This window comes from Pseudomonas sp. S1_G07, assembly GCF_054668565.1.
This window is the reverse complement of record NZ_CP162778.1, coordinates 5,523,113-5,543,541: the sequence shown is the minus strand read 5'-3', so window position 1 is coordinate 5,543,541 and position 20,429 is coordinate 5,523,113. Positions and strand designations below refer to the sequence as shown.

The 20,429-nt window shown below is 61.2% G+C and carries 15 protein-coding genes; 9 read left to right on the top strand and 6 right to left on the bottom strand.

Annotated features, from left to right (window positions below):
- Positions 1 to 249: 249 nt before the first annotated feature.
- The 7 genes from AB4O05_RS25195 to AB4O05_RS25165 all read left to right on the top strand — a co-directional run bounded on the left by AB4O05_RS25195 (position 250) and on the right by AB4O05_RS25165 (position 9,768).
- Positions 250 to 960, top strand: a complete 711-nt coding sequence (locus AB4O05_RS25195) for a GntR family transcriptional regulator (RefSeq protein WP_460134732.1) — start codon at positions 250 to 252, stop codon at positions 958 to 960.
- A complete protein-coding gene (gene prpB / locus AB4O05_RS25190) occupies positions 957 to 1,850 on the top strand; it encodes a methylisocitrate lyase (protein WP_460134733.1) in 894 nt (297 codons plus the stop codon). Before AB4O05_RS25195 ends, prpB begins: the two co-directional genes overlap by 4 nt.
- 70 nt (positions 1,851 to 1,920) lie before the next feature.
- A complete protein-coding gene (prpC, locus tag AB4O05_RS25185; protein ID WP_460134734.1) occupies positions 1,921 to 3,048 on the top strand; it encodes a bifunctional 2-methylcitrate synthase/citrate synthase in 1,128 nt (375 codons plus the stop codon).
- 199 nt (positions 3,049 to 3,247) lie between these two features.
- Positions 3,248 to 5,842 carry a Fe/S-dependent 2-methylisocitrate dehydratase AcnD gene (gene acnD / locus AB4O05_RS25180; RefSeq protein WP_460134735.1) on the top strand — a complete coding sequence of 865 codons (2,595 nt, stop codon included), beginning with the start codon at positions 3,248 to 3,250 and terminating at the stop codon, positions 5,840 to 5,842.
- 11 nt (positions 5,843 to 5,853) lie between these two features.
- Positions 5,854 to 7,044 carry a 2-methylaconitate cis-trans isomerase PrpF gene (gene prpF, locus AB4O05_RS25175; RefSeq protein ID WP_460134736.1) on the top strand — a complete coding sequence of 397 codons (1,191 nt, stop codon included), beginning with the start codon at positions 5,854 to 5,856 and terminating at the stop codon, positions 7,042 to 7,044.
- A gap of 107 nt (positions 7,045 to 7,151) precedes the next feature.
- Positions 7,152 to 8,636: a 2-methylcitrate dehydratase gene (gene prpD / locus AB4O05_RS25170; protein ID WP_460134737.1), complete on the top strand. Its 1,485-nt coding sequence runs from the start codon at positions 7,152 to 7,154 to the stop codon at positions 8,634 to 8,636.
- A gap of 184 nt (positions 8,637 to 8,820) precedes the next feature.
- Positions 8,821 to 9,768 (top strand): hypothetical protein, encoded by a 948-nt coding sequence (locus AB4O05_RS25165; protein ID WP_460134738.1) that lies wholly within the window; start codon positions 8,821 to 8,823, stop codon positions 9,766 to 9,768.
- Positions 9,769 to 9,839: 71 nt separating this feature from the next.
- On the opposite strand, the gene AB4O05_RS25160 is transcribed toward AB4O05_RS25165, so the two are convergent.
- The 5 genes from AB4O05_RS25160 to AB4O05_RS25140 are packed head-to-tail and all read right to left on the bottom strand — an operon-like array spanning position 9,840 to position 15,318.
- Positions 9,840 to 10,568 carry an alanyl-tRNA editing protein gene (locus tag AB4O05_RS25160; protein ID WP_460134739.1) on the bottom strand — a complete coding sequence of 243 codons (729 nt, stop codon included), beginning with the start codon at positions 10,566 to 10,568 and terminating at the stop codon, positions 9,840 to 9,842.
- A 2-nt stretch (positions 10,569 to 10,570) separates the two neighbouring features.
- Positions 10,571 to 11,563 (bottom strand): serine O-acetyltransferase, encoded by a 993-nt coding sequence (locus tag AB4O05_RS25155; RefSeq protein WP_460137749.1) that lies wholly within the window; start codon positions 11,561 to 11,563, stop codon positions 10,571 to 10,573.
- A gap of 37 nt (positions 11,564 to 11,600) precedes the next feature.
- Positions 11,601 to 12,515, bottom strand: coding sequence for a PLP-dependent cysteine synthase family protein (locus AB4O05_RS25150; RefSeq protein WP_460134740.1), 915 nt, complete (start codon positions 12,513 to 12,515; stop codon positions 11,601 to 11,603).
- Positions 12,516 to 12,538: 23 nt separating this feature from the next.
- Positions 12,539 to 14,401, bottom strand: coding sequence for a molybdopterin-synthase adenylyltransferase MoeB (gene moeB, locus AB4O05_RS25145; RefSeq protein WP_460134741.1), 1,863 nt, complete (start codon positions 14,399 to 14,401; stop codon positions 12,539 to 12,541).
- Positions 14,402 to 14,424: 23 nt separating this feature from the next.
- Positions 14,425 to 15,318 (bottom strand): DMT family transporter, encoded by an 894-nt coding sequence (locus tag AB4O05_RS25140; RefSeq protein ID WP_460137750.1) that lies wholly within the window; start codon positions 15,316 to 15,318, stop codon positions 14,425 to 14,427.
- A 160-nt stretch (positions 15,319 to 15,478) separates the two neighbouring features.
- On the opposite strand from AB4O05_RS25140, the gene AB4O05_RS25135 reads away from it, so the two are divergent.
- Positions 15,479 to 16,903, top strand: a complete 1,425-nt coding sequence (locus AB4O05_RS25135) for an aminotransferase-like domain-containing protein (protein WP_460134742.1) — start codon at positions 15,479 to 15,481, stop codon at positions 16,901 to 16,903.
- A gap of 69 nt (positions 16,904 to 16,972) precedes the next feature.
- On the opposite strand, the gene ppsR is transcribed toward AB4O05_RS25135, so the two are convergent.
- Positions 16,973 to 17,791 carry a posphoenolpyruvate synthetase regulatory kinase/phosphorylase PpsR gene (gene ppsR / locus AB4O05_RS25130; protein ID WP_460134743.1) on the bottom strand — a complete coding sequence of 273 codons (819 nt, stop codon included), beginning with the start codon at positions 17,789 to 17,791 and terminating at the stop codon, positions 16,973 to 16,975.
- A gap of 178 nt (positions 17,792 to 17,969) precedes the next feature.
- Here ppsR and ppsA point away from each other — a divergent pair, with 178 nt between their 5' ends.
- Entirely contained in the window at positions 17,970 to 20,345 is a 2,376-nt protein-coding gene (ppsA, locus tag AB4O05_RS25125; RefSeq protein ID WP_460134744.1) for a phosphoenolpyruvate synthase, read from the top strand.
- Positions 20,346 to 20,429 lie beyond the last annotated feature (84 nt).

The window sequence follows — 20,429 nt, the reverse complement described above, 5'->3', positions numbered from 1 at the left end:
ATGTTCAATTCAAGGCGACTGGCATTGCTGCGCAAACTCCCTCGTGCGCCGTTTCATCCAATGATGTCAGGCAAAAGCGGCGGGCATTCTAACATGAAGCTTTTCTGACGCCAGGGCTGGCAGGCGGCCATGCTCTTAAAGTGTACACCTGCGGTTATTAGACGATTGTCGACAATGTTGATTTATTCTTTGACTATCTGGGTCTGATTGGCTAGTTTTTCCGGCATTGATTTTAAAGGTGTCGACAATATGCTGGTTCAATCGGAATCCCCGGTCGCCGCTTCAGACGAATCCCAGACTATGTCGGAGAATGTCTTCCGCCGTATCCAGGCCGCGATCGTCAAGGGTGAAATCGCCCCCGGCAGCAAGATCTCCGAGCCGGAGCTGGCGCGCACCTACGGCATCAGCCGTGGGCCGCTGCGTGAGGCGATCCACCGCTTGGAAGGCCAGCGCCTGCTGGTACGCGTGCCCCATGTGGGCGCCCGGGTGGTCTCGTTGAGCCACGCCGAACTGGTCGAGCTCTACGAGATCCGTGAGTCCCTGGAAGGCATGGCCTGCCGCCTGGCCGCCGAGCGCATGACCGACGCTGAAATCGAAGAGCTGCGCCAAGTGCTGCACACCCATGAACGGGATGCGGCGTTCCAGGCCGGTGTCGGCTATTACCAGCAGGAAGGCGACTTCGATTTTCATTACCGCATCATTCAAGGTGCCGGCAACCGCACCCTCACGCAAATGCTCTGCGGAGAGCTGTACCAGTTGGTGCGCATGTACCGCATCCAGTTCTCCGCCACGCCCAATCGTCCACGCCAGGCTTTTGCCGAGCATCACCGCATTCTTGACGCGATTGCCGATCGAGACGGTGAACTGGCCGAACTGCTGATGCGCCGGCATATCGGCGCGTCCAAACGCAACATTGCCCGTCACTTCCCGGACGGTGCTCCTGATAGAGGTGAGTCATGAGTTCGAATAATAAAAGCACACCCGGCCAGCGTTTCCGTGACACGGTCGCCAGTGAACAGCCGTTGCAGGTGGTCGGCGCGATCAACGCCAACCACGCGCTGCTGGCCAAGCGCGCCGGCTTCAAGGCGATTTATCTGTCCGGTGGTGGCGTAGCCGCAGGCTCCCTCGGCGTGCCTGACTTGGGCATCACCGGTCTGGATGACGTGCTTACCGACGTGCGTCGCATCACCGATGTGTGCGACCTGCCGCTGCTGGTGGACGTGGACACCGGTTTCGGCTCCTCGGCGTTCAACGTGGCGCGCACTGTCAAGTCGATGATCAAGTTCGGCGCCGCCGCCATCCATATCGAAGACCAGGTGGGCGCCAAGCGCTGTGGCCATCGCCCGAACAAAGAAATCGTGTCCCAGCAGGAAATGGTCGACCGCATCAAGGCCGCCGTGGACGCGCGCACCGATGACAGCTTCGTGATCATGGCGCGCACCGACGCCCTGGCCGTCGAAGGCCTGGAGTCCGCGCTGGAGCGGGCTGCCGCGTGCATCGAAGCCGGCGCCGACATGGTGTTCCCGGAGGCCATCACCGAACTTGAGATGTACAAGCTGTTCGCCGCCAAGGTGAAGGCCCCGATCCTGGCCAATATCACTGAGTTCGGCGCGACCCCGCTGTACACCACCGAACAGTTGAAATCTGCCGATGTTTCCATCGTGCTGTACCCGCTCTCGGCCTTCCGCGCCATGAACAAGGCCGCCGAGAACGTCTACACCGCGATCCGTCGCGACGGTACCCAACAGAACGTGATCGACACCATGCAAACCCGCATGGAGCTTTACGATCGCATCGACTACCACACCTTCGAGCAGAAGCTCGACGCGCTGTTCGCCGCGAAAAAATAAACCCTGTGGGAGCGGGCAAGCCCGCTCCCACAGGTGGTTCCCTGAACAATTACAAAATTGGAGAACGAACATGGCTGAAGCAAAAGTATTGAGTGGCGCCGGCCTGCGTGGCCAGGTCGCCGGGCAGACCGCACTGTCCACCGTGGGCCAGGCCGGCGCCGGCCTGACTTATCGTGGCTACGACGTGCGCGAACTGGCCGCCGATGCGCAGTTTGAAGAAGTCGCGTACCTGCTGCTGTACGGCGAGCTGCCGAGCAAAGCCGAACTGGCCGCCTACAGCGCCAGGCTGGGCAAACTGCGCGACCTGCCGCAGGCGCTGAAGGAAGTGCTCGAACGCATCCCCGCCGACGCCCACCCGATGGACGTGATGCGCACCGGTTGCTCGTTCCTGGGCAATATCGAACCGGAGCAAGACTTCAGCGTGCAGCGCGACGTTACCGACCGTCTGCTTGCCGCCTTCCCGGCGATCATGTGCTACTGGTACCGCTTCAGCCACGACGGCAAGCGTATCGACTGCGTGACCGACGAGCCCGGCATCGGCGGCCACTTTCTGCACCTGCTGCACGGCAAGAAGCCGAGCGAGCTGCATGAAAAGGTCATGAACGTCTCGTTGATTCTCTACGCCGAGCACGAATTCAATGCCTCGACCTTCACGGCAAGGGTGTGTGCCTCGACCCTGTCGGACCTGTATTCCTGCGTCACCGCGGCCATCGGCTCGCTGCGTGGCCCGCTGCACGGCGGCGCCAACGAGGCGGCGATGGAGATGATCGAGCGTTTTGGCTCGGCCGAAGAGGCCGTGGAAGGCACCCTCGGCATGCTGGCGCGCAAGGACAAGATCATGGGCTTCGGCCACGCGATCTACAAAGACAACGACCCGCGTAATGAAGTGATCAAGGGCTGGTCGAAAAAGCTCGCTGACGAGGTGGGCGACACCGTGTTGTTCCCGGTCTCCGAAGCCATCGACAAAACCATGTGGGAGCAGAAGAAACTGTTCCCCAACGCCGACTTCTACCATGCCTCGGCGTACCACTTCATGGGTATCCCGACCAAGCTGTTTACGCCGATCTTCGTGTGCTCGCGCCTGACCGGCTGGGCAGCGCATGTGTTCGAGCAGCGCGCCAACAACCGCATCATCCGTCCAAGCGCCGAGTACATCGGCGTCGAGCAGCGCAAGTTCGTGCCAATCGAACGTCGCTGAATGGGAAGACCGACGGTCCTGAAGGGGTAACGAATCAAATGTGGCAGCGGGCTTGCTCGCGAAAACGGTGTGTCATCCAACACATGCAGCGACTGTTACAGCGCATTCGCGAGCAAGCCCGCTCCCACATTCAGATCGCATTTCACATCAGTTCAGCGTCGGATTTTCCTTTTGTAATCACCGTGACCGAGTCCTGACGATGAACACTGAATTTCGCAAACCGCTCCCCGGCAGCCGCCTGGATTACTTCGACGCCCGCGCGGCTGTCGAGGCGATCACCCCCGGCGCCTACGCTACCTTGCCCTACACCTCCCGCGTGCTTGCCGAGAACCTGGTGCGCCGTTGCGACCCGGCCACGCTCAATGCGTCCCTGAGCCAGCTGATCGAACGCAAGCGCGACCTCGACTTCCCGTGGTTTCCGGCGCGCGTGGTATGCCACGACATCCTTGGCCAGACCGCGCTGGTCGACCTCGCCGGCCTGCGCGATGCCATTGCCCTGCAAGGCGGCGACCCGGCCCAGGTCAACCCGGTGGTGCCGACCCAACTGATCGTCGACCACTCCCTGGCCGTCGAAGCCGGTGGTTTCGATCCGCAGGCCTTCGAGAAAAACCGCGCTATCGAAGACCGTCGTAACGAAGACCGCTTCCACTTTATCGAGTGGACCAAAAAAGCCTTCAAGAACGTCGACGTGATCCCGCCGGGCAACGGCATCATGCACCAGATCAACCTGGAGAAAATGTCTCCGGTGATCCAGGTGCGTGACGGCGTGGCCTTCCCGGACACCTGCGTCGGCACCGACAGCCACACCCCTCATGTGGATGCCCTGGGCGTGATCGCCATTGGCGTCGGCGGCCTGGAAGCCGAGAGCGTGATGCTCGGCCGTGCCTCGTGGATGCGCCTGCCGGAAAGCGTCGGCGTCGAGCTGACGGGCAAGCTGCAACCGGGGATCACCGCCACCGACATGGTGCTGGCGCTGACCGAGTTCCTGCGTCAACAAAAAGTCGTCGGCGCGTGGCTGGAGTTCTTCGGCGAAGGCGCGTCGGCACTGACCCTGGGCGACCGCGCGACCATCTCCAACATGGCCCCGGAATATGGCGCCACGGCGGCGATGTTCTATATCGACCCGCAGACCATCGCCTACCTGAAACTCACCGGCCGTGAAGACGAGCAAGTCGCCCTGGTCGAGCAATACGCCCGCCAGACCGGCCTGTGGGCCGACGACCTCAAAGGCGCGCAATACGAGCGCGGCCTCACCTTCGACCTGTCCAGCGTCGTGCGCAACATGGCCGGCCCGAGCAACCCGCACGCCCGTGTCGCCACCAGCGACCTCGCCGCCAAAGGCATCTCCGGCAAGTGGGATGAAGTACCGGGGCAAATGCCCGACGGCGCGGTGATCATCGCCGCCATCACCAGTTGCACCAACACCAGCAACCCGCGCAACGTGATTGCCGCAGGGCTCTTGGCGCGCAATGCCAACAAGCTGGGGCTCAAACGCAAGCCGTGGGTCAAATCGTCCTTGGCACCCGGCTCGAAAACCGTGGCCATGTACCTTGAAGAAGCCGGCCTTGGGCACGAACTGGAAAAACTCGGTTTCGGCGTGGTGGCCTTCGCCTGCACCACCTGCAACGGCATGTCCGGCGCGCTCGACCCGGTGATCCAGCAAGAGATCATCGACCGCGACCTGTACGCCACCGCCGTGCTGTCGGGCAACCGCAACTTCGACGGGCGTATTCACCCGTACGCCAAGCAAGCGTTCCTGGCCTCGCCACCGCTGGTGGTGGCCTATGCGATTGCCGGCACCATCCGTTTCGACATCGAGAAGGACGTACTGGGCCTCGACGCCAACGGCAAGGAAATCCGCCTGAAAGACCTCTGGCCGAGCGACGAAGAAATCGACGCGGTGGTCAAGGCGTCGGTCAAGCCGGAACAGTTCCGCGCGGTGTATATCCCGATGTTCGCCATTCACGAAGACACCGGCCCCAAAGTCACGCCGCTGTACGACTGGCGCCCGCAAAGCACCTATATTCGCCGCCCGCCATACTGGGAAGGCGCCCTGGCCGGCGCGCGGCCGCTCAAGGGCATGCGCCCGCTGGCGGTGCTGCCGGACAACATCACCACCGACCATTTGTCGCCGTCCAACGCGATCATGCTCGACAGCGCTGCCGGCGAATACCTGGCGAAAATGGGCCTGCCGGAAGTCGACTTCAATTCTTACGCAACCCACCGGGGCGACCACCTGACCGCGCAGCGCGCGACGTTCGCCAACCCGAAACTGTTCAACGAAATGGTGGTTGAAAACGGCAAGGTCAAGCAGGGCTCCCTGGCCCGGATCGAGCCGGAAGGCAAGGTCACGCGCATGTGGGAGGCCATCGAAACCTACATGGAGCGCAAGCAGCCGCTGATCATCATCGCCGGCGCCGACTACGGCCAGGGCTCGTCCCGCGATTGGGCGGCCAAGGGCGTGCGCCTGGCCGGTGTGGAAGCGATTGCCGCCGAAGGCTTCGAGCGCATCCACCGCACCAACCTGGTGGGCATGGGCGTGTTGCCGCTGGAGTTCTTGCCGGGCACCGATCGCCACACCTTGCATATCGATGGCAGCGAAACCTATGACGTGATCGGCGAGCGCACCCCGCGCGCGCAGTTGACCCTGGTGATCAACCGCAGGAATGGCGAACGTGTCGAAGTGCCGGTGACCTGCCGCCTGGACACCGCCGAAGAAGTGTCGATCTACGAGGCGGGCGGCGTGTTGCAACGTTTTGCCCAGGATTTCCTGGAATCGGCGGCGACCGCCTGAAGAGGATGAACATGGCACACGTAGCGCAAATCAAGATCCCCGCCACCTACATGCGGGGCGGCACCAGCAAGGGCGTATTTTTCAGCCTCCAGGACCTGCCGGCATCGGCCCAGGTCCCGGGCGCGGCGCGCGATGCCCTGTTGCTGCGAGTGATCGGCAGCCCCGATCCCTACGACAAGCAGATTGATGGCATGGGCGGCGCCACGTCGAGCACCAGCAAGACCGTGATCCTGGCCAAAAGCGCCCGCGCCGAGCATGACGTGGACTACCTGTTTGGCCAGGTTTCCATCGACAAGCCGTTTGTCGACTGGAGCGGCAACTGCGGCAACCTGTCGGCGGCGGTGGGGGCGTTTGCCATCAGCGCCGGCCTGGTCGACCCGGCCCGCATCCCGCACAACGGCGTGGCCGTGGTGCGCGTCTGGCAGGCCAACATCGGCAAGACCATCATCGCCCACGTGCCCATCACCGACGGTGCGGTGCAGGAAACCGGCGACTTCGAACTCGATGGCGTGACCTTCCCGGCCGCCGAAGTGCAGTTGGAATTCATGGACCCGGCGGCCGAAGAAGAGGGCGCCGGTGGTTCGATGTTCCCCACCGGTAACCTGGTCGATGACCTGGAAGTGCCAGGGGTGGGCACCTTCAAAGCGACGTTGATCAACGCGGGGATCCCGACGATTTTTATCAACGCCCAAGACCTTGGCTACACCGGCACCGAGCTGCAGGGCGCGATCAACAGCGACCCGAAAGCCCTGGCCATGTTCGAGACCGTGCGATCTTACGGCGCGTTGCGCATGGGGCTGATCAAGCATCTGGACGAAGCGGCGCAGCGCCAGCACACGCCGAAGGTGGCGTTCGTGGCCCCTCCGGCGGACTACGTGGCGTCCAGCGGCAAGGCGATCAAGGCCGGCGATGTGGACCTGTTGGTGCGCGCGCTGTCCATGGGCAAATTGCATCACGCGATGATGGGCACCGCAGCGGTGGCAATTGGTACGGCGGCGGCGATTTCCGGGACCTTGGTCAACCTCGCGGCGGGAGGCGTGGAACGTAACGCGGTGCGCTTCGGGCATCCGTCCGGCACCTTGCGTGTCGGTGCCGAGGCCACCCAAGTGAACGGTGAATGGGTGGTGAAGAAAGCCATCATGAGCCGCAGTGCGCGGGTGTTGATGGAAGGCTTCGTGCGCGTGCCCGGCGACGCGTTCTAAGGCCCATGCCCTCCCACAAGGGATCTCTATTCCAAGGCAGGCATCCAAGATCTGCCTCCAGTAACCGTAAGCCTGAGGACTGACCCCACCCACTTTGGAGAACCGCCATGAGCACCAACGTCGACCAGAACAATCGCCCGGACTACGACCCGGTCCTGCAGGACATCGCCGACTATGTTCTCAGTTACCGGATCGAGTCCGAGGTCGCCCTGGACACCGCCCGCAACTGCCTGATGGACACCCTCGGTTGCGGCCTGCTGGCGCTGCGTTTTCCCGAATGCACCAAGCACCTGGGACCGATCGTCGAAGGCACCGTGGTGCCGTTTGGCGCGCGGGTGCCGGGCACCTCATTCCGGCTGGATCCGGTCAAGGCCGCGTGGGACATCGGCTGCATCGTGCGCTGGCTCGACTACAACGACACCTGGCTTGCCGCCGAATGGGGCCATCCCTCGGATAACCTCGGCGGTATCATCGCGGTGGCCGATCACCTCTCGCAAAAACGCCTGGCCAATGGCGACGCGCCGCTGACCGTGCGCGCGGTGCTGGAAGCGATGATCATGGCCCATGAAATCCAGGGTGTGATTGCATTGGAAAACGCCTTCAATCGCGTCGGCCTCGACCATGTGCTGCTGGTGAAAGTTGCCTCCACGGCCGTTACCGCCAAGCTGATGGGCGCCAACCGCGAGCAGATGCTGTCGGCGCTGTCGCACGCCTTTGTCGATGGCCAGGCGCTGCGCACTTATCGTCATGCGCCGAACGCCGGGTCGCGTAAGTCCTGGGCTGCGGGGGATGCGTCGAGTCGTGGTGTACGCCTGGCGGATATCGCGATGCGGGGCGAGATGGGCATCCCCGGTGTGCTCAGTGCGCCGCAATGGGGCTTCTACGACGTGCTGTTCAGCCACACCAACAAGGACCTGGCCCTCAAGCCCGATGACAAACGCACGTTCAGCCTGCCCCAGCCTTACGGCACGTACGTGATGGAAAATGTGCTGTTCAAGATCAGCTTTCCTGCCGAGTTCCACGCCCAAACCGCCTGCGAAGCGGCGGTGACCTTGCATCCGCAGATCAAGGACCGCCTGCACCAGATCGACCGTATCGTGATCACCACCCATGAATCGGCGATTCGTATCATTTCCAAGGTCGGCCCGTTGGCCAACGCCGCCGACCGCGACCATTGCCTGCAATACATGACCGCTGTTCCCCTGGCCTTCGGCAACCTGGTGGCCGAGCAGTACGAAGATGACTTCCACGCCGCGCATCCCATCATCGATCAGTTGCGGGACAAGATGGTTATCGTCGAAGACCCGCGCTACAGCCGCGAATACCTGGAAGCCGACAAACGCTCCATCGCCAACGCGGTGCAGGTGTTCTTCACGGATGGCACGTGTACCGAGCAGGTGGCGGTGGAATATCCGATCGGCCATCGCCGTCGTCGGGCGGACGGTATTGCGTTGCTGGAAGACAAGTTCAAGGCCAACCTCGCCACGCGGTTTACTGCGCAGCGCAGCGCCGAGATTTTTGCACTGTGCAAGGATCAGGCACGGCTTGAGGCCACGCCGGTGAATCGGTTTGTGGATTTATGGGGAGTATGAAGCATCGCCACGAGAGGGGGCGCTGTACGACTGTTCTACACTGACACACGTTGTAAACGATATGTCCTGCACCGTCGGAACCGTGTTCGTACAGGTGCCAATCAGGTATTCAGATGTCCTGCTGTTTGAGGGCATCTGATACGCACTACCTGTGAATTACATATCTGAAGTGAGAGTGTCCTCTATGACCAGCGTAAACTACCGACCGCCGGCGCCCTACTCGTCAAACCATGAAGTGTCGAGCAATTCCGCAGCCATTCGTAACCAAGAGGGTGCTCAAGCACCTGGCAATACTTACCCCCAGGACGATTCGACACCTCCGCGCCCGCCAATGACCCCGCAGCAGCGCGGACAGTTTTCAGCGCATAGAGGATTGGTCAACTCGTCGTCTACACAGAGCACAGAGTCCGACCAGCTTGCGCATCTCTCTCGTCAAAACGACCAGTTGCGCGAAAAAATTCAGCAGTTGGTGAGCAAGTTCACGCCGATATTGCAGGAGCTTAAACAACAGGTTGAAAAGCTAACCGAACAGGTCAACGCTAAGCAAAATTCTGGAACAGACGCTGAGTCGCCGGATCAAGGCGTGAATAGCTATTCGTCGGCACAGCAGCCTAGCGCGCCGCCTGAAGTCAGCCCACCCGAGGCAGATACACCTGAGGCAGATACACCCCAGGCAGATACACCCGCGCCCGACGCTGGTGCACCGCGTAACCTTGAGCAGTTGACTGCGGAAAATGACCAACTGGGTGAGACGATTAAGCGACTGCAAACCCAGTTCAACACTATTGTCGCTCAGCTTCAGGAACAGATAAGCGCTTTGAACAGCCAATTGAGTGGTTCAGCAAGCGGGCAGAACCAGACGCCTTCGGCGGACTCAGACACAGATAACGCCAGCAGTGTCGCAGCGAATAATGATGCGTCGACCGAGCAAGCGAGGAGCGACGATGAGACGACGCCATCGACTGATGCGCCAACGTCTCAGGCATCTCGTACCATCGAAGATCTTCAGCGTGAAAATGAACAGCTGCACGCTCAGCTCAATCAGTTGGTGGCTCAATTCGAGAGCGTTGTTTCCGGGCTTCAACAGCAAATAGTGCAATTGACCAAGCAACTCGGAGACCAGGCGGCGTAACGCCGAAGGGTAAGAAAACGGGTCGATGCAGGAGCAGCTTGCTCGCGCATCGACGCTGTTGCGCGCGATCTTCACTCAAACCGCACAATCACCCGGCGGTTGTGCTTGCTCTTCTTCTCGATCTTCTCGCAGAACACCCGGCCGATTTCTTCGGTGTTGATCACATGGGTGCCGCCGCACGGCTGGATATCCACCCCGGCAATCTCTATCACCCTGACCGCACCCTGGATCACCGGGGGCGCTACCGCCTGGGTGCGCGTGATCTGCAGCAGGGTGGCGTATTCCGTGGCGGCCATCGACAGGGTTTTCACCGAGTGGGCCTGTTGAATCAAGGCATTGAGGTCGCGGGTGATGCTGTCTTTGTCGAGGGTCATTTCCGGCAGGTCGAAATCCAGGCGTCCCTTGTCGGCACTGATGCTGCAGCCGGTTACCGGCGCATCGATGATCGAGCACAGCAGGTGCAGGCAGGTGTGCATCTTCATGTGCTGATAGCGCCGCTCCCAATCGAGGCTGGCATCCACCTGCACCCCGGCGGTCAACTGCTCGGGGAGGTGTTCCACCTGGTGCCAGATGATCGAGCGCAGCACCGGATCGCGCACGGTGCCCACAACGTCGACCTGCGTGCCGTCCTGCAAGGTGAAGTGACCGGTGTCGCCCGGCTGCCCGCCACCGGTGGGATAGAACAGCGTGTGCTCCAGGGCGATACCCTGTTCGCTCACGGCAATCACGCGCGCGCTGAACGCATTCTGGTAGGGCGCGCTGTCAAACAGCGCCAGGGTTTCCATGGTATGCACGGACATGTTCAACCTCCGACGATCAGTGGGCTGGCTTGCAGCAGGTGGCGCACCATGGCACTCAAGCCAGGGGGCGAGAGCAGGGTGATTTCAAATTCGGGGCCGCAGACCTTCAGGTTCAGCGGCAGGCGCGGCAGGTGGTCACCCGCGTCGACACGACGCAGACGAAACTGCAGGTGATGACGTTCCTTCACCGTGGGTTCCAGCATCAGCCCCTGCAAAGGGTGAAAGTCGGCATCCAGCACCGTGACCTTATGGCTGGCGCTGATTTCGCCGACCACATGCAAGCGCTCATCCAGGGCAAAAGCGCCGAGGTAATTGCTGTGGTCCGATTCATCGTTTTTCTGCAACTGGATCTGGTTCACCACCTTGACCTTGGTGCCGGCCGGCACGTCCTGGGTGATCACGCAGGACGGGCTGATAAACACGTTGTCGCCGATCAGCACATAGCCCAGCACGCGGGCACCGGCGCCGACCTCGACGTTGTTGCCCAGGCGCGGGTGGCGCTTGCCGTCGGGGTTGTTGGCGATGCCGCGGGCGCCTAGGGTCACGCCGCAAAGGATGTAGCAGTCGTTGCCGATCTCGCAGGTTTCACCGATCACCGTGCCGTAGCCATGGTCGAGTACAAAGCGGCGACCAATCCGCGCCGCCGGGTGAATCTCGGCGCCGGACAGCACCTTGCCCTGGTTGCTGAGCTTGAGGGCGATACGTGAAAACACGCCATTGGGCTGGTCGGGGAAATGCCACACCAGGTGGGCGAGCCGGTAGTACAGCACCGCCTTGAACGAGGCATAGGACTCCAGGATCAGTTCACCCCGCCCGCGGGATGCCGGGTCGCGGTAGGCATAGGCGATCAGGTCCTCGGCCACGGCCTGGGCAGCGTTCTGGACCAGTGGCGCCAGGTGCGGTTCCAACTGCTTCATTTGCACCGGTGTCAGGGTCTTGATGAGGTGGGTGAGCAACTCATCGTGCAATTGTTGCATGTCGATAAAGCCGCCCATGGAGGCACCCCCGCATTCTGGCTGGTTGGAAAACCCGTTATTCGAAATCGGGCAGGTAGCTGTCGGCATTGTCGTAGACCATGGTCAACACCACCGTTTCTGGCGGCAGTTCGGGGGCGAGCCTGGCGATGGCCACCATGTTGGCGGCGGAAGACAGGCCCAGGCTGATGGCGTCGGTACGCATGATCCGTTTGATCATGTCGATGCATTCCTGGCGCGAGACCTTGAGCATGCCGTCGATCACATTCAGGTTGAGAATGCTCGGGATCAGGCCAATCGACAGGCCCTGGATATGGTGTGGCGCGTGCTGGTTTTTCAGCAGGTCGCACTCCTCCGGTTCCACACCCATCACGCGCACGGCCGGCCAGGTGGCTTTGAGGGTTTCGCCGATGCCGGTGATATGCCCGCCGGTGCCGATACCACTGACAAAATAGTCCACATGGCGGTCACCAAAGGCGCGGACGATCTCCCGCGCCGTGGTGTCGCGGTGGGTCTGCGGGTTGGCGCCGTTGCGTTGCTGGTTGAGCATCACGTAGCTGGGATTTTCCAGCTGCAGCTCCATGCATTTTTCGCCGTGGGAGTTGTTGCCCAGGCGGCTGTCCGACAGCACCACCTTGGCCCCGTACAGGCGCAGCAGTTTTTGCTTTTCGGGGCTGTAGTTGTCGGGGATCACCAGCACCACCTTGTAGCCCAGCACATTGCCGGCCATCACCAGGCCGATGCCGGTGTTGCCGCCGCTGGGTTCGATGATGGTTTGCCCGGAATCACGGATCAGCACGCCGCGCCGTTCGGCGTCGAGAATCATGCCCAGGGCGATGCGCGCCTTGTGGCTGCCGCCGGGGTTGAGAGATTCGAGCTTGGCGTAGACCTCGATGCCGAGGTCTTCGGAAAACTGCGCCATGCGCACGATTGGCGTGTGGCCAATGGCGTCGAGAATAGAGTTATGCAACATCAGGTAAGAGCCCATGGCGGTGGTCAGTACAAAGGCATGTCGGGTTCGACGTCGCGGACCCAGTGCTTCATGCCGCCCTGCAGGACTTTTGTATTGGCAAAGCCAGCCGCCAGCAGGGTGCTGGCCGCTTGCTCGGCGCGAGTGCCGGCATAGCAGATCAGGTAATGGGTATTGTCGCGGCTGAGGCGCTCGAGTTGCCCGCCGAGCTCGGCCAGGGGGATATGCACCACGCCTGGTAATTTGCACACTTCCAGCTCGCTGGCGTCGCGCACGTCGAGCAATACATCGGCGCTGCTGGGGTGTTCGAGCACCTGCTTGAGCAGCCGTGGCTTGATATAGCGCTCTTCGGCCAGGACCGGTTGGCGGGGCACGGCATCGGCGCACGCGGCCGGCGCCAGGGTGTGGCTCTGGCGCAGTTCCGAACAGCAGGGGCAGTCGGCGCGGCGCTTGAAACGGATCTCGCTGAATTTCATCGCCAGCGCATCGAAGCGCATCAGGCGGCCGGACAATGGCTCGCCAATGCCGATCAGCAACTTGATGGCCTCAGTGGCCTGGATCATTCCGACCACGCCCGGCAGTACGCCGATCACCCCGCCGGCGCTGCAATTGGGTGCCAGTTCGGTGGGCGGTGCGCTGGGGAACAGGCAGCGGTAGCAGGGCCCACCTTTATAGTTGAGCACGCTGATCTGCCCGTCGAAGCGGTAGATGGCGCCGTACACCAGGGGTTTGCCCAGCTGTACGCAGGCATCATTGACCTGGTAGCGGGTGTCGAAATTGTCGGTGCCATCGATGATCAGGTCGTAGGCGCCCACCAGTTCCAGGGCGTTGTCGGCATTCAGGGCGGTGTCGTGGGTGTTGATCTGGATATGCCGGTTGAGGTCCTGCAGGCGCTGCTTGGCGGACTCGACCTTGGGCATGCCCAGGGTGCTGTTGCCATGGACGACCTGGCGTTGCAGGTTGCTGCTTTCCACCACATCGAAATCCACCAGCCCCAGGGTGCCGACGCCCGCCGCGGCCAGGTACAGGCTGATAGGCGAGCCCAGGCCGCCGGTACCGATGATCAGTACCTTGGCTTTCTTCAGGTTCAGTTGGCCTTCGCGACCGACGCCGGGCAGGGTGATATGGCGCACATAGCGTTGCACTTCTTCATTGCTCAGGGCCTCGACGTCCATGCCGCCGGAGGTGGCAAGCAGCACTTCGATTTCGGCTTTTTCCGGCAAGGGGTCATCCGCGCCGATCAGCTCTTCCTTGGCGGTGAACAGGAAGTGGTCCTTGAGCTGATGGTTCTTCTCGTTAAACAGGTGTGAACGCAACTGCGGGTGGCTGTCGCAGAGGTTTTCAATGACTTCGCGCAATGTCGATCCGGTGCCCTTGAGGGTCGATTCCGGCAGCATGGCCACGCGGACCAGAATGTCGGGGAAAGAGACAGCGTTCATGGACAACTCCGTGTTCAGGTCGTTGAAAGGTTTAAGGGCGAAATGCTTGCCGTCCCAGGCAAACAGCTTGGCGCCCAGGGGCTGGCCCTGGCGAACGTCGACCACCAGGTAGCTCACCGGGTAGATGGGTTCGCCCATGAACAGGGCCTTGTCCTGGTCTTCATCGCTGAAATAGGCGCCGACATCCGGGTGGGAGTGGTAGATCACCACCACCGGGTTGTCGCTGCGAAACGCCTTGTTCAGCAGCAGCGTATCGGCCACCGAGAAGGTGTAGCCATTGGCCGCGCTACGCGGGTACATCTCGGGGTTCTTGCGGTGCAGCTCATTCTGGATATTGCGGCCCAGGTACACGCTGCCGTCGGCGAAGACGAAGCCACAGCATTCCTCGGGGTAGCTGCGGCTGGCGTGGGCGTAGATCTGTTCCAGGGCGGTGGGGCGGAGGACGTCCATGTTTCTCTCGCGTTGATGGAGGGTCAATTTTTCTTGGCCAGGAGTTTTTCAATGGGCAGCTTGGTGATAGCGAAGCCGGCCAACAGGATGGCCGAGTACAGCATCAGGTCGCGGGAAATCGCCACGCCTTCGTACCAGGCGCCGATGATGACCGCGAACACCGGAAAGATGATGAACACGAACGACAGGATGATCGGGCTCAAGCGCTTGAGCAGCATGAAGTACACGATGAACCCGCCCACCGAGGCCACCAGCCCGAGGTAGAACAGCGCGCTCCAGGAACGCAGGGTGATGTTTTCGAAGGCGGGGCTCTCGAACCACAGGCCGGCCACGAACAGCATCAGCCCGGCGATGCCGATGGGCAGGGTGTTATAGGTGATCACGCTGATGGCGCTGCCTTTTTGCTTGGTAATGACATAGCACAAGGCATGCATGATCGCGGCGCTCAGAATGGCCAGTACCCCGAAGAATTCGGCGTGGTCCAGGTGCAGGCCCTGGCTCTTGATGATCATGTACAGGCTGCCGAAACCGATACCGATACCGACCACCTGGGAAAAATAGATGCGTTCGCGCAGGAACAACGCGGAGAAGATCAGGATGAACACCGGCATGCAACTGAACAGCAGGGCGGTAAGGCCGGACGAGACATGCATCTCGCCGTAGTTGAGCAGGTAGTAAGGCACGCTGAAGTAGGACAGCGTCACGAATACGAAGAACCAGCGGCTTTCGCGGGGAAACAGGATCGGTTCGCGGCGCACCATGGCAAAGCACAGGAACAGCGGGAAGGCGATCAGGAAGCGCAGGCCGGCGGACGTCAGAGGGGGCACGCTCTCCACCGCGATCTTGATCCCCAGCCAAGTCGTCCCCCAGCTCAGGCACACGATCAGGAACATCACGCTGGTGACCAGGCCGGCCAGCCACTGTTTTTGGGTTTTGGTTTTGGTGGTGTTTTCGAGAACGGCTGACATTGGCATCGTTTATTGCTTCCCTGAGCCGGAATTGAACTCTATATTGAACTTGTAATGAGTTGTTAGAATCGGCGATTGAACCCGTAAAAGCACACTATTAGGGCGAAAGATGGCTGTCAAAACAAATATTGACATGGTGTCAATTATGCGGGAGGGCTTGTCCAGCGGTCAGGGCGTGAAGTACAAGCGCCTGTCCGATGTGATGGAGCGGGGCATCCTCGAAGGCTTGATTGAACCGGGACGAAAACTGCCCCCCCATCGGGTGCTTTCCGACAATTTGGGTGTCACCATCGGCACCATCAGCCGGGCCTACGGCGAGTTGGAGCGCCTGGGGCTGGTGGTGGCGCGAGTCGGTGACGGTACTTTCGTGCGCAAGCGTGGGATGGAGCGCCAGCGTGATGAAGGCTTTCGTAACGTCAGCGAGGAGCCGCGCCAATACTTCGATATGAGCCGCAACATGCATATCCCTGGGCAGGAGACGGCCTTTCTGGCGCAGAGCTTCCAGACCCTGTCGACCAACGCCAAGTTTCTCCAGGACATCAGCGCCTACACCCCGGATGCCGGGCTGCCGCGTTACCGCGACGCGGGCGCGCAGTGGTTGGTGCAGCGCGACTTTCATCCGATTCCCGAGCAAGTCATCTGCGTCAATGGCGGCCAGCACGGCCTGCTCTGCGCCATGATGGCGCTGCTGCGCGCCGGTGACACGGTCGTCACCGAGCAACTGACGTACCCCGGCCTGATCACCGCTGCGCGCATGCTCGGCATACGCCTGATCGGTCTGGAGATGGACGAAGAGGGCGTGCTGCCGGGCGCGTTGGATGAAGTGTGTCGTAACCACCGGATTTCGGCGTTGTACTGCACGCCGACGATCCAGAACCCCACCACGGCAGTGTTGTCGGTGGCCAGGCGCGAAGCGCTGGTGCGGGTGTGCCGCGAACACAACCTGTTGATTCTCGAGGACGAAGCCCACGGCGTGCTGGTGGAGGATCGTCCGCCGCCCCTCAGCTATTTCGCTCCCGAGCGTACGATTTTGATCAGCAGCCTGAGCAAGGCGGTGTCCGCCGGTTTGCGTGTGGGGTATGTGCATGCGCCACCGGCGTTGGTCAGCCGTATCTCGGCCGCCTTGCGCTCGACTTGCTGGATGGCCACCCCGGTGACGTTGGAACTGGCCACCCAGTGGATCGAAAACGGTACGGCGGAGTACCTGCTGCGCCAGCAGATCAATGAAATCAGCCGACGCAAGGCCCTGGTGCAGGATCTGTTGGCCGGCTTGCAATACCGCACCCACCTCAACAGCCCGCATTTCTGGATCGAGGTCCCCGAGCCCTGGCGCGCCTCGGAGATCGAGGCTGAGCTCAAGCAGAATAACTACCTGATCGCCACCGCCGAGGCGTTTGCCGTGGGGCAGACGGCCGTGCCGCAGTTTATTCGCGCGAGTATCTGTAATACGTCGGGAGATGATCAGTTGTTGCGGGCGGGGTTTGATGCGCTGGCGACGGCGTTGGGGCAGGGGGGAGGCAGATTCCAGCTATAAGCCGCAAGCTGCAAGACAAGAGCCGAGCGGCTTTAGCTTGCAGCTTATAGCTTGAGGCTTGCAGTTGCTTCACTTGAACCTGCGCTCCACACCTTTCTCCACCAGAATCTTCGCCGAAATCTCTTCCACCGAAAAATGCGTGGAATTGATATGCGCAATGTTCTCGCGACGGAACAGATTTTCTACTTCGCGCACTTCGAACTCGCACTGGGCATAGCTGGAATAGCGGCTGTTGGGCTTGCGCTCGTTGCGGATAGCGGTGAGGCGGTCCGGGTCGATGGTCAGGCCGAAGAGCTTGTGCGAGTGGGCGCGCAGGGCCGCTGGCAGCGTCAGGTGCTCCATGTCGTCTTCGGTCAGCGGGTAGTTGGCCGCGCGGATGCCGAATTGCATGGCCATGTACAGGCAGGTGGGCGTTTTGCCGCAGCGCGATACGCCGACCAGAATCAGGTCGGCCTTGTCGTAGTAGTGCGTGCGGGCGCCATCGTCGTTGTCGAGGGCGAAATTCACCGCCTCGATACGCTCCATATAGTTGGAGTTATGCCCGATGGAATGGGACTTTCCGACCGAATAGGAGGAGTGTTCACTCAACTCCTGCTCCAGCGGCGCCAGGAAGGTCGAGAAGATGTCGATCATGAAACCATTCGAAGTCGCGAGAATCTCACGAATGTCTTGATTGACGATGGTGTCGAAAATGATCGGGCGAAAGCCGTCTTTTTCAGCGGCCAGATTGATTTGTTGTACCATGGCCCGCGCTTTATCCACGTTGTCGATGTAGGGTCGCGTGAATTTGGCGAAGGTAACGTTTTCGAACTGCGCGAGCAGGCTTTGGCCCAATGTTTCGGCTGTGATGCCGGTGCCATCGGAGATAAAGAAAGCAGATCGTTTCATTTGAGCCCTGGGCCTTAAGCTGATGACGAATCTTGGATATGATAGGCGCGATTTTGCTGCCCCACAGTGGGCCGCATTCTCACTTATTTTCCAGGTCCAGGCCACAAACGCAGGTATTCGCTCCTACTGAGCAGCCGGCGTCCTGAGCTTTTCCAACACAGTTAGTGGAGAGATCACCTTGGTAGAGTACGTAGTTTCCCTCGATAAGCTCGGCGTCCATGATGTAGAGCATGTGGGGGGCAAGAACGCATCCCTCGGCGAGATGATCAGTAATCTTGCGGGCGCCGGTGTGTCAGTGCCGGGTGGTTTCGCCACCACCGCCCAGGCTTACCGTGATTTCCTCGAACTGAGCGGCCTCAATGCTCAGATCCACGCCGCGCTGGACGCCCTGGATGTCGATGACGTCAACGCCCTGGCCAAGACCGGCGCCCAGATCCGCCAGTGGATCATGGAAGCCGAGTTCCCCGAGAAGCTCAACGAAGAAATCCGCACCGCCTTCGCCATCCTGTCGGCCGGCAACCCGGACATGGCCGTTGCCGTGCGTTCCTCGGCCACCGCCGAAGACTTGCCCGACGCCTCCTTCGCCGGCCAGCAAGAGACCTTCCTGAACATCCGCGGCGTGGAAAACGTGATCCGCGCGGCGAAGGAAGTGTTTGCCTCGCTGTTCAACGACCGCGCGATTTCCTACCGCGTGCACCAGGGTTTCGATCACAAGCTGGTGGCCCTGTCTGCCGGTGTGCAGCGCATGGTGCGTTCGGAAACCGGCACCGCCGGCGTGATGTTCACCCTGGACACCGAATCCGGCTTCCGTGACGTGGTCTTTATTACCGGCGCCTACGGCCTGGGCGAAACCGTCGTACAAGGCGCGGTCAACCCGGACGAATTCTACGTACACAAGGGCACCCTCGAAGCAGGTCGCCCGGCCATTTTGCGCCGTAACCTGGGCAGCAAGGCCATCAAGATGATCTACGGCGACGAGGCCAAGGCCGGTCGCTCGGTAAAAACCGTTGAAGTCGACAAGGCCGAGCGCGCGCGCTTCTGCCTGACCGACGCCGAAGTCAGCGAACTGGCCAAGCAAGCGATGATCATCGAAAAGCACTACCAGTGCCCGATGGACATCGAGTGGGCCAAGGACGGTGACGACGGCAAGCTGTATATCGTGCAGGCTCGCCCCGAGACCGTGAAAAGCCGTACCTCGGCCAACGTCATGGAACGCTACCTGCTGAAAGAAACCGGCACCGTGCTGGTGGAAGGCCGTGCCATCGGCCAGCGCATCGGCGCCGGCAAGGTGCGGATCATCAAGGACGTGTCCGAAATGGACAAAGTCCAGCCAGGCGACGTGCTGGTCTCCGACATGACCGACCCGGACTGGGAGCCGGTGATGAAGCGCGCCAGCGCCATCGTCACCAACCGTGGCGGGCGTACCTGCCACGCGGCGATCATCGCTCGCGAGCTGGGCATTCCCGCGGTCGTGGGTTGCGGCAACGCCACCCAACTGCTCAAGGACGGCCAGGGCGTGACTGTTTCCTGTGCCGAAGGCGATACCGGCTTCATCTTCGAAGGTGAGCTGGGCTTCGACATCAAGCAGAACTCCATCGACGCCATGCCGGACCTGCCGTTCAAGATCATGATGAACGTCGGCAACCCGGACCGCGCCTTTGACTTCGCGCAGTTGCCAAACGCCGGTGTGGGCCTGGCCCGCCTGGAGTTCATCATCAACCGCATGATCGGTGTGCACCCCAAAGCCCTGTTGAACTATGACGGCCTGCCGCCGGACATCAAGGACAGCGTCGACAAGCGCATCGCCGGCTACAACGATCCGGTGGGTTTCTACGTCGAGAAGCTGGTGGAAGGCATCAGTACCCTGGCGGCGGCGTTCTATCCGAAAAAGGTTATCGTGCGTCTGTCGGACTTCAAGTCCAACGAATACGCCAACCTGATCGGCGGCAAGCTCTACGAGCCGGAAGAAGAAAACCCGATGCTGGGCTTCCGGGGTGCCTCGCGTTACATCAGCGAAGCGTTCCGTGACTGCTTTGAACTCGAATGCCGTGCCCTCAAGCGCGTGCGCAACGAGATGGGCCTGACCAACGTCGAAATCATGGTGCCGTTCGTGCGCACCCTGGGCGAAGCGAGCCAGGTGGTGGACCTGCTGGCCGAAAACGGCCTGTCCCGTGGCGAAAACGGCCTGCGCGTGATCATGATGTGCGAGCTGCCATCCAACGCGATCCTGGCCGAAGAGTTCCTGGAATTCTTCGATGGTTTCTCCATCGGCTCCAACGACTTGACCCAGCTGACCCTGGGCCTGGACCGTGACTCCGGGATCATCGCGCACTTGTTCGATGAGCGTAACCCGGCGGTCAAGAAGCTGCTGGCCAACGCCATCCAGGCCTGTAACAAGGCCGGCAAGTACATCGGTATCTGTGGCCAAGGTCCTTCCGACCACCCTGACCTGGCCAAGTGGCTGATGGAGCAGGGTATCGAAAGCGTCTCGCTGAACCCCGACTCCGTGCTGGAAACCTGGTTCTTCCTGGCCGAAGGCCAAGCGTCCGCCTGAGGTTGCTACGTCAAAAGTGCCGGTCACCCGTCGAGGGTGGCCGGCATTCTTATCTTTACAGGGCGGGAATCCTTGCGGACGCCG

Excerpts from the sequence above, each read along its gene's own strand:
- prpC (WP_460134734.1), top strand. The coding sequence starts at position 1,921 with ATGGCTGAAGCAAAAGTATTGAGTGGCGCCGGCCTGCGTGGCCAGGTC.
- ppsR (WP_460134743.1), bottom strand. The coding sequence starts at position 17,791 with ATGAAACGATCTGCTTTCTTTATCTCCGATGGCACCGGCATCACAGCC.
- AB4O05_RS25165 (WP_460134738.1), top strand. The coding sequence starts at position 8,821 with ATGACCAGCGTAAACTACCGACCGCCGGCGCCCTACTCGTCAAACCAT.
- AB4O05_RS25150 (WP_460134740.1), bottom strand. The coding sequence starts at position 12,515 with ATGTTGCATAACTCTATTCTCGACGCCATTGGCCACACGCCAATCGTG.
- prpF (WP_460134736.1), top strand. The coding sequence starts at position 5,854 with ATGGCACACGTAGCGCAAATCAAGATCCCCGCCACCTACATGCGGGGC.
- AB4O05_RS25195 (WP_460134732.1), top strand. The coding sequence starts at position 250 with ATGCTGGTTCAATCGGAATCCCCGGTCGCCGCTTCAGACGAATCCCAG.
- prpD (WP_460134737.1), top strand. The coding sequence starts at position 7,152 with ATGAGCACCAACGTCGACCAGAACAATCGCCCGGACTACGACCCGGTC.
- AB4O05_RS25160 (WP_460134739.1), bottom strand. The coding sequence starts at position 10,568 with ATGTCCGTGCATACCATGGAAACCCTGGCGCTGTTTGACAGCGCGCCC.
- moeB (WP_460134741.1), bottom strand. The coding sequence starts at position 14,401 with ATGGACGTCCTCCGCCCCACCGCCCTGGAACAGATCTACGCCCACGCC.
- prpB (WP_460134733.1), top strand. The coding sequence starts at position 957 with ATGAGTTCGAATAATAAAAGCACACCCGGCCAGCGTTTCCGTGACACG.
- AB4O05_RS25135 (WP_460134742.1), top strand. The coding sequence starts at position 15,479 with ATGGCTGTCAAAACAAATATTGACATGGTGTCAATTATGCGGGAGGGC.
- acnD (WP_460134735.1), top strand. The coding sequence starts at position 3,248 with ATGAACACTGAATTTCGCAAACCGCTCCCCGGCAGCCGCCTGGATTAC.
- AB4O05_RS25155 (WP_460137749.1), bottom strand. The coding sequence starts at position 11,563 with ATGGGCGGCTTTATCGACATGCAACAATTGCACGATGAGTTGCTCACC.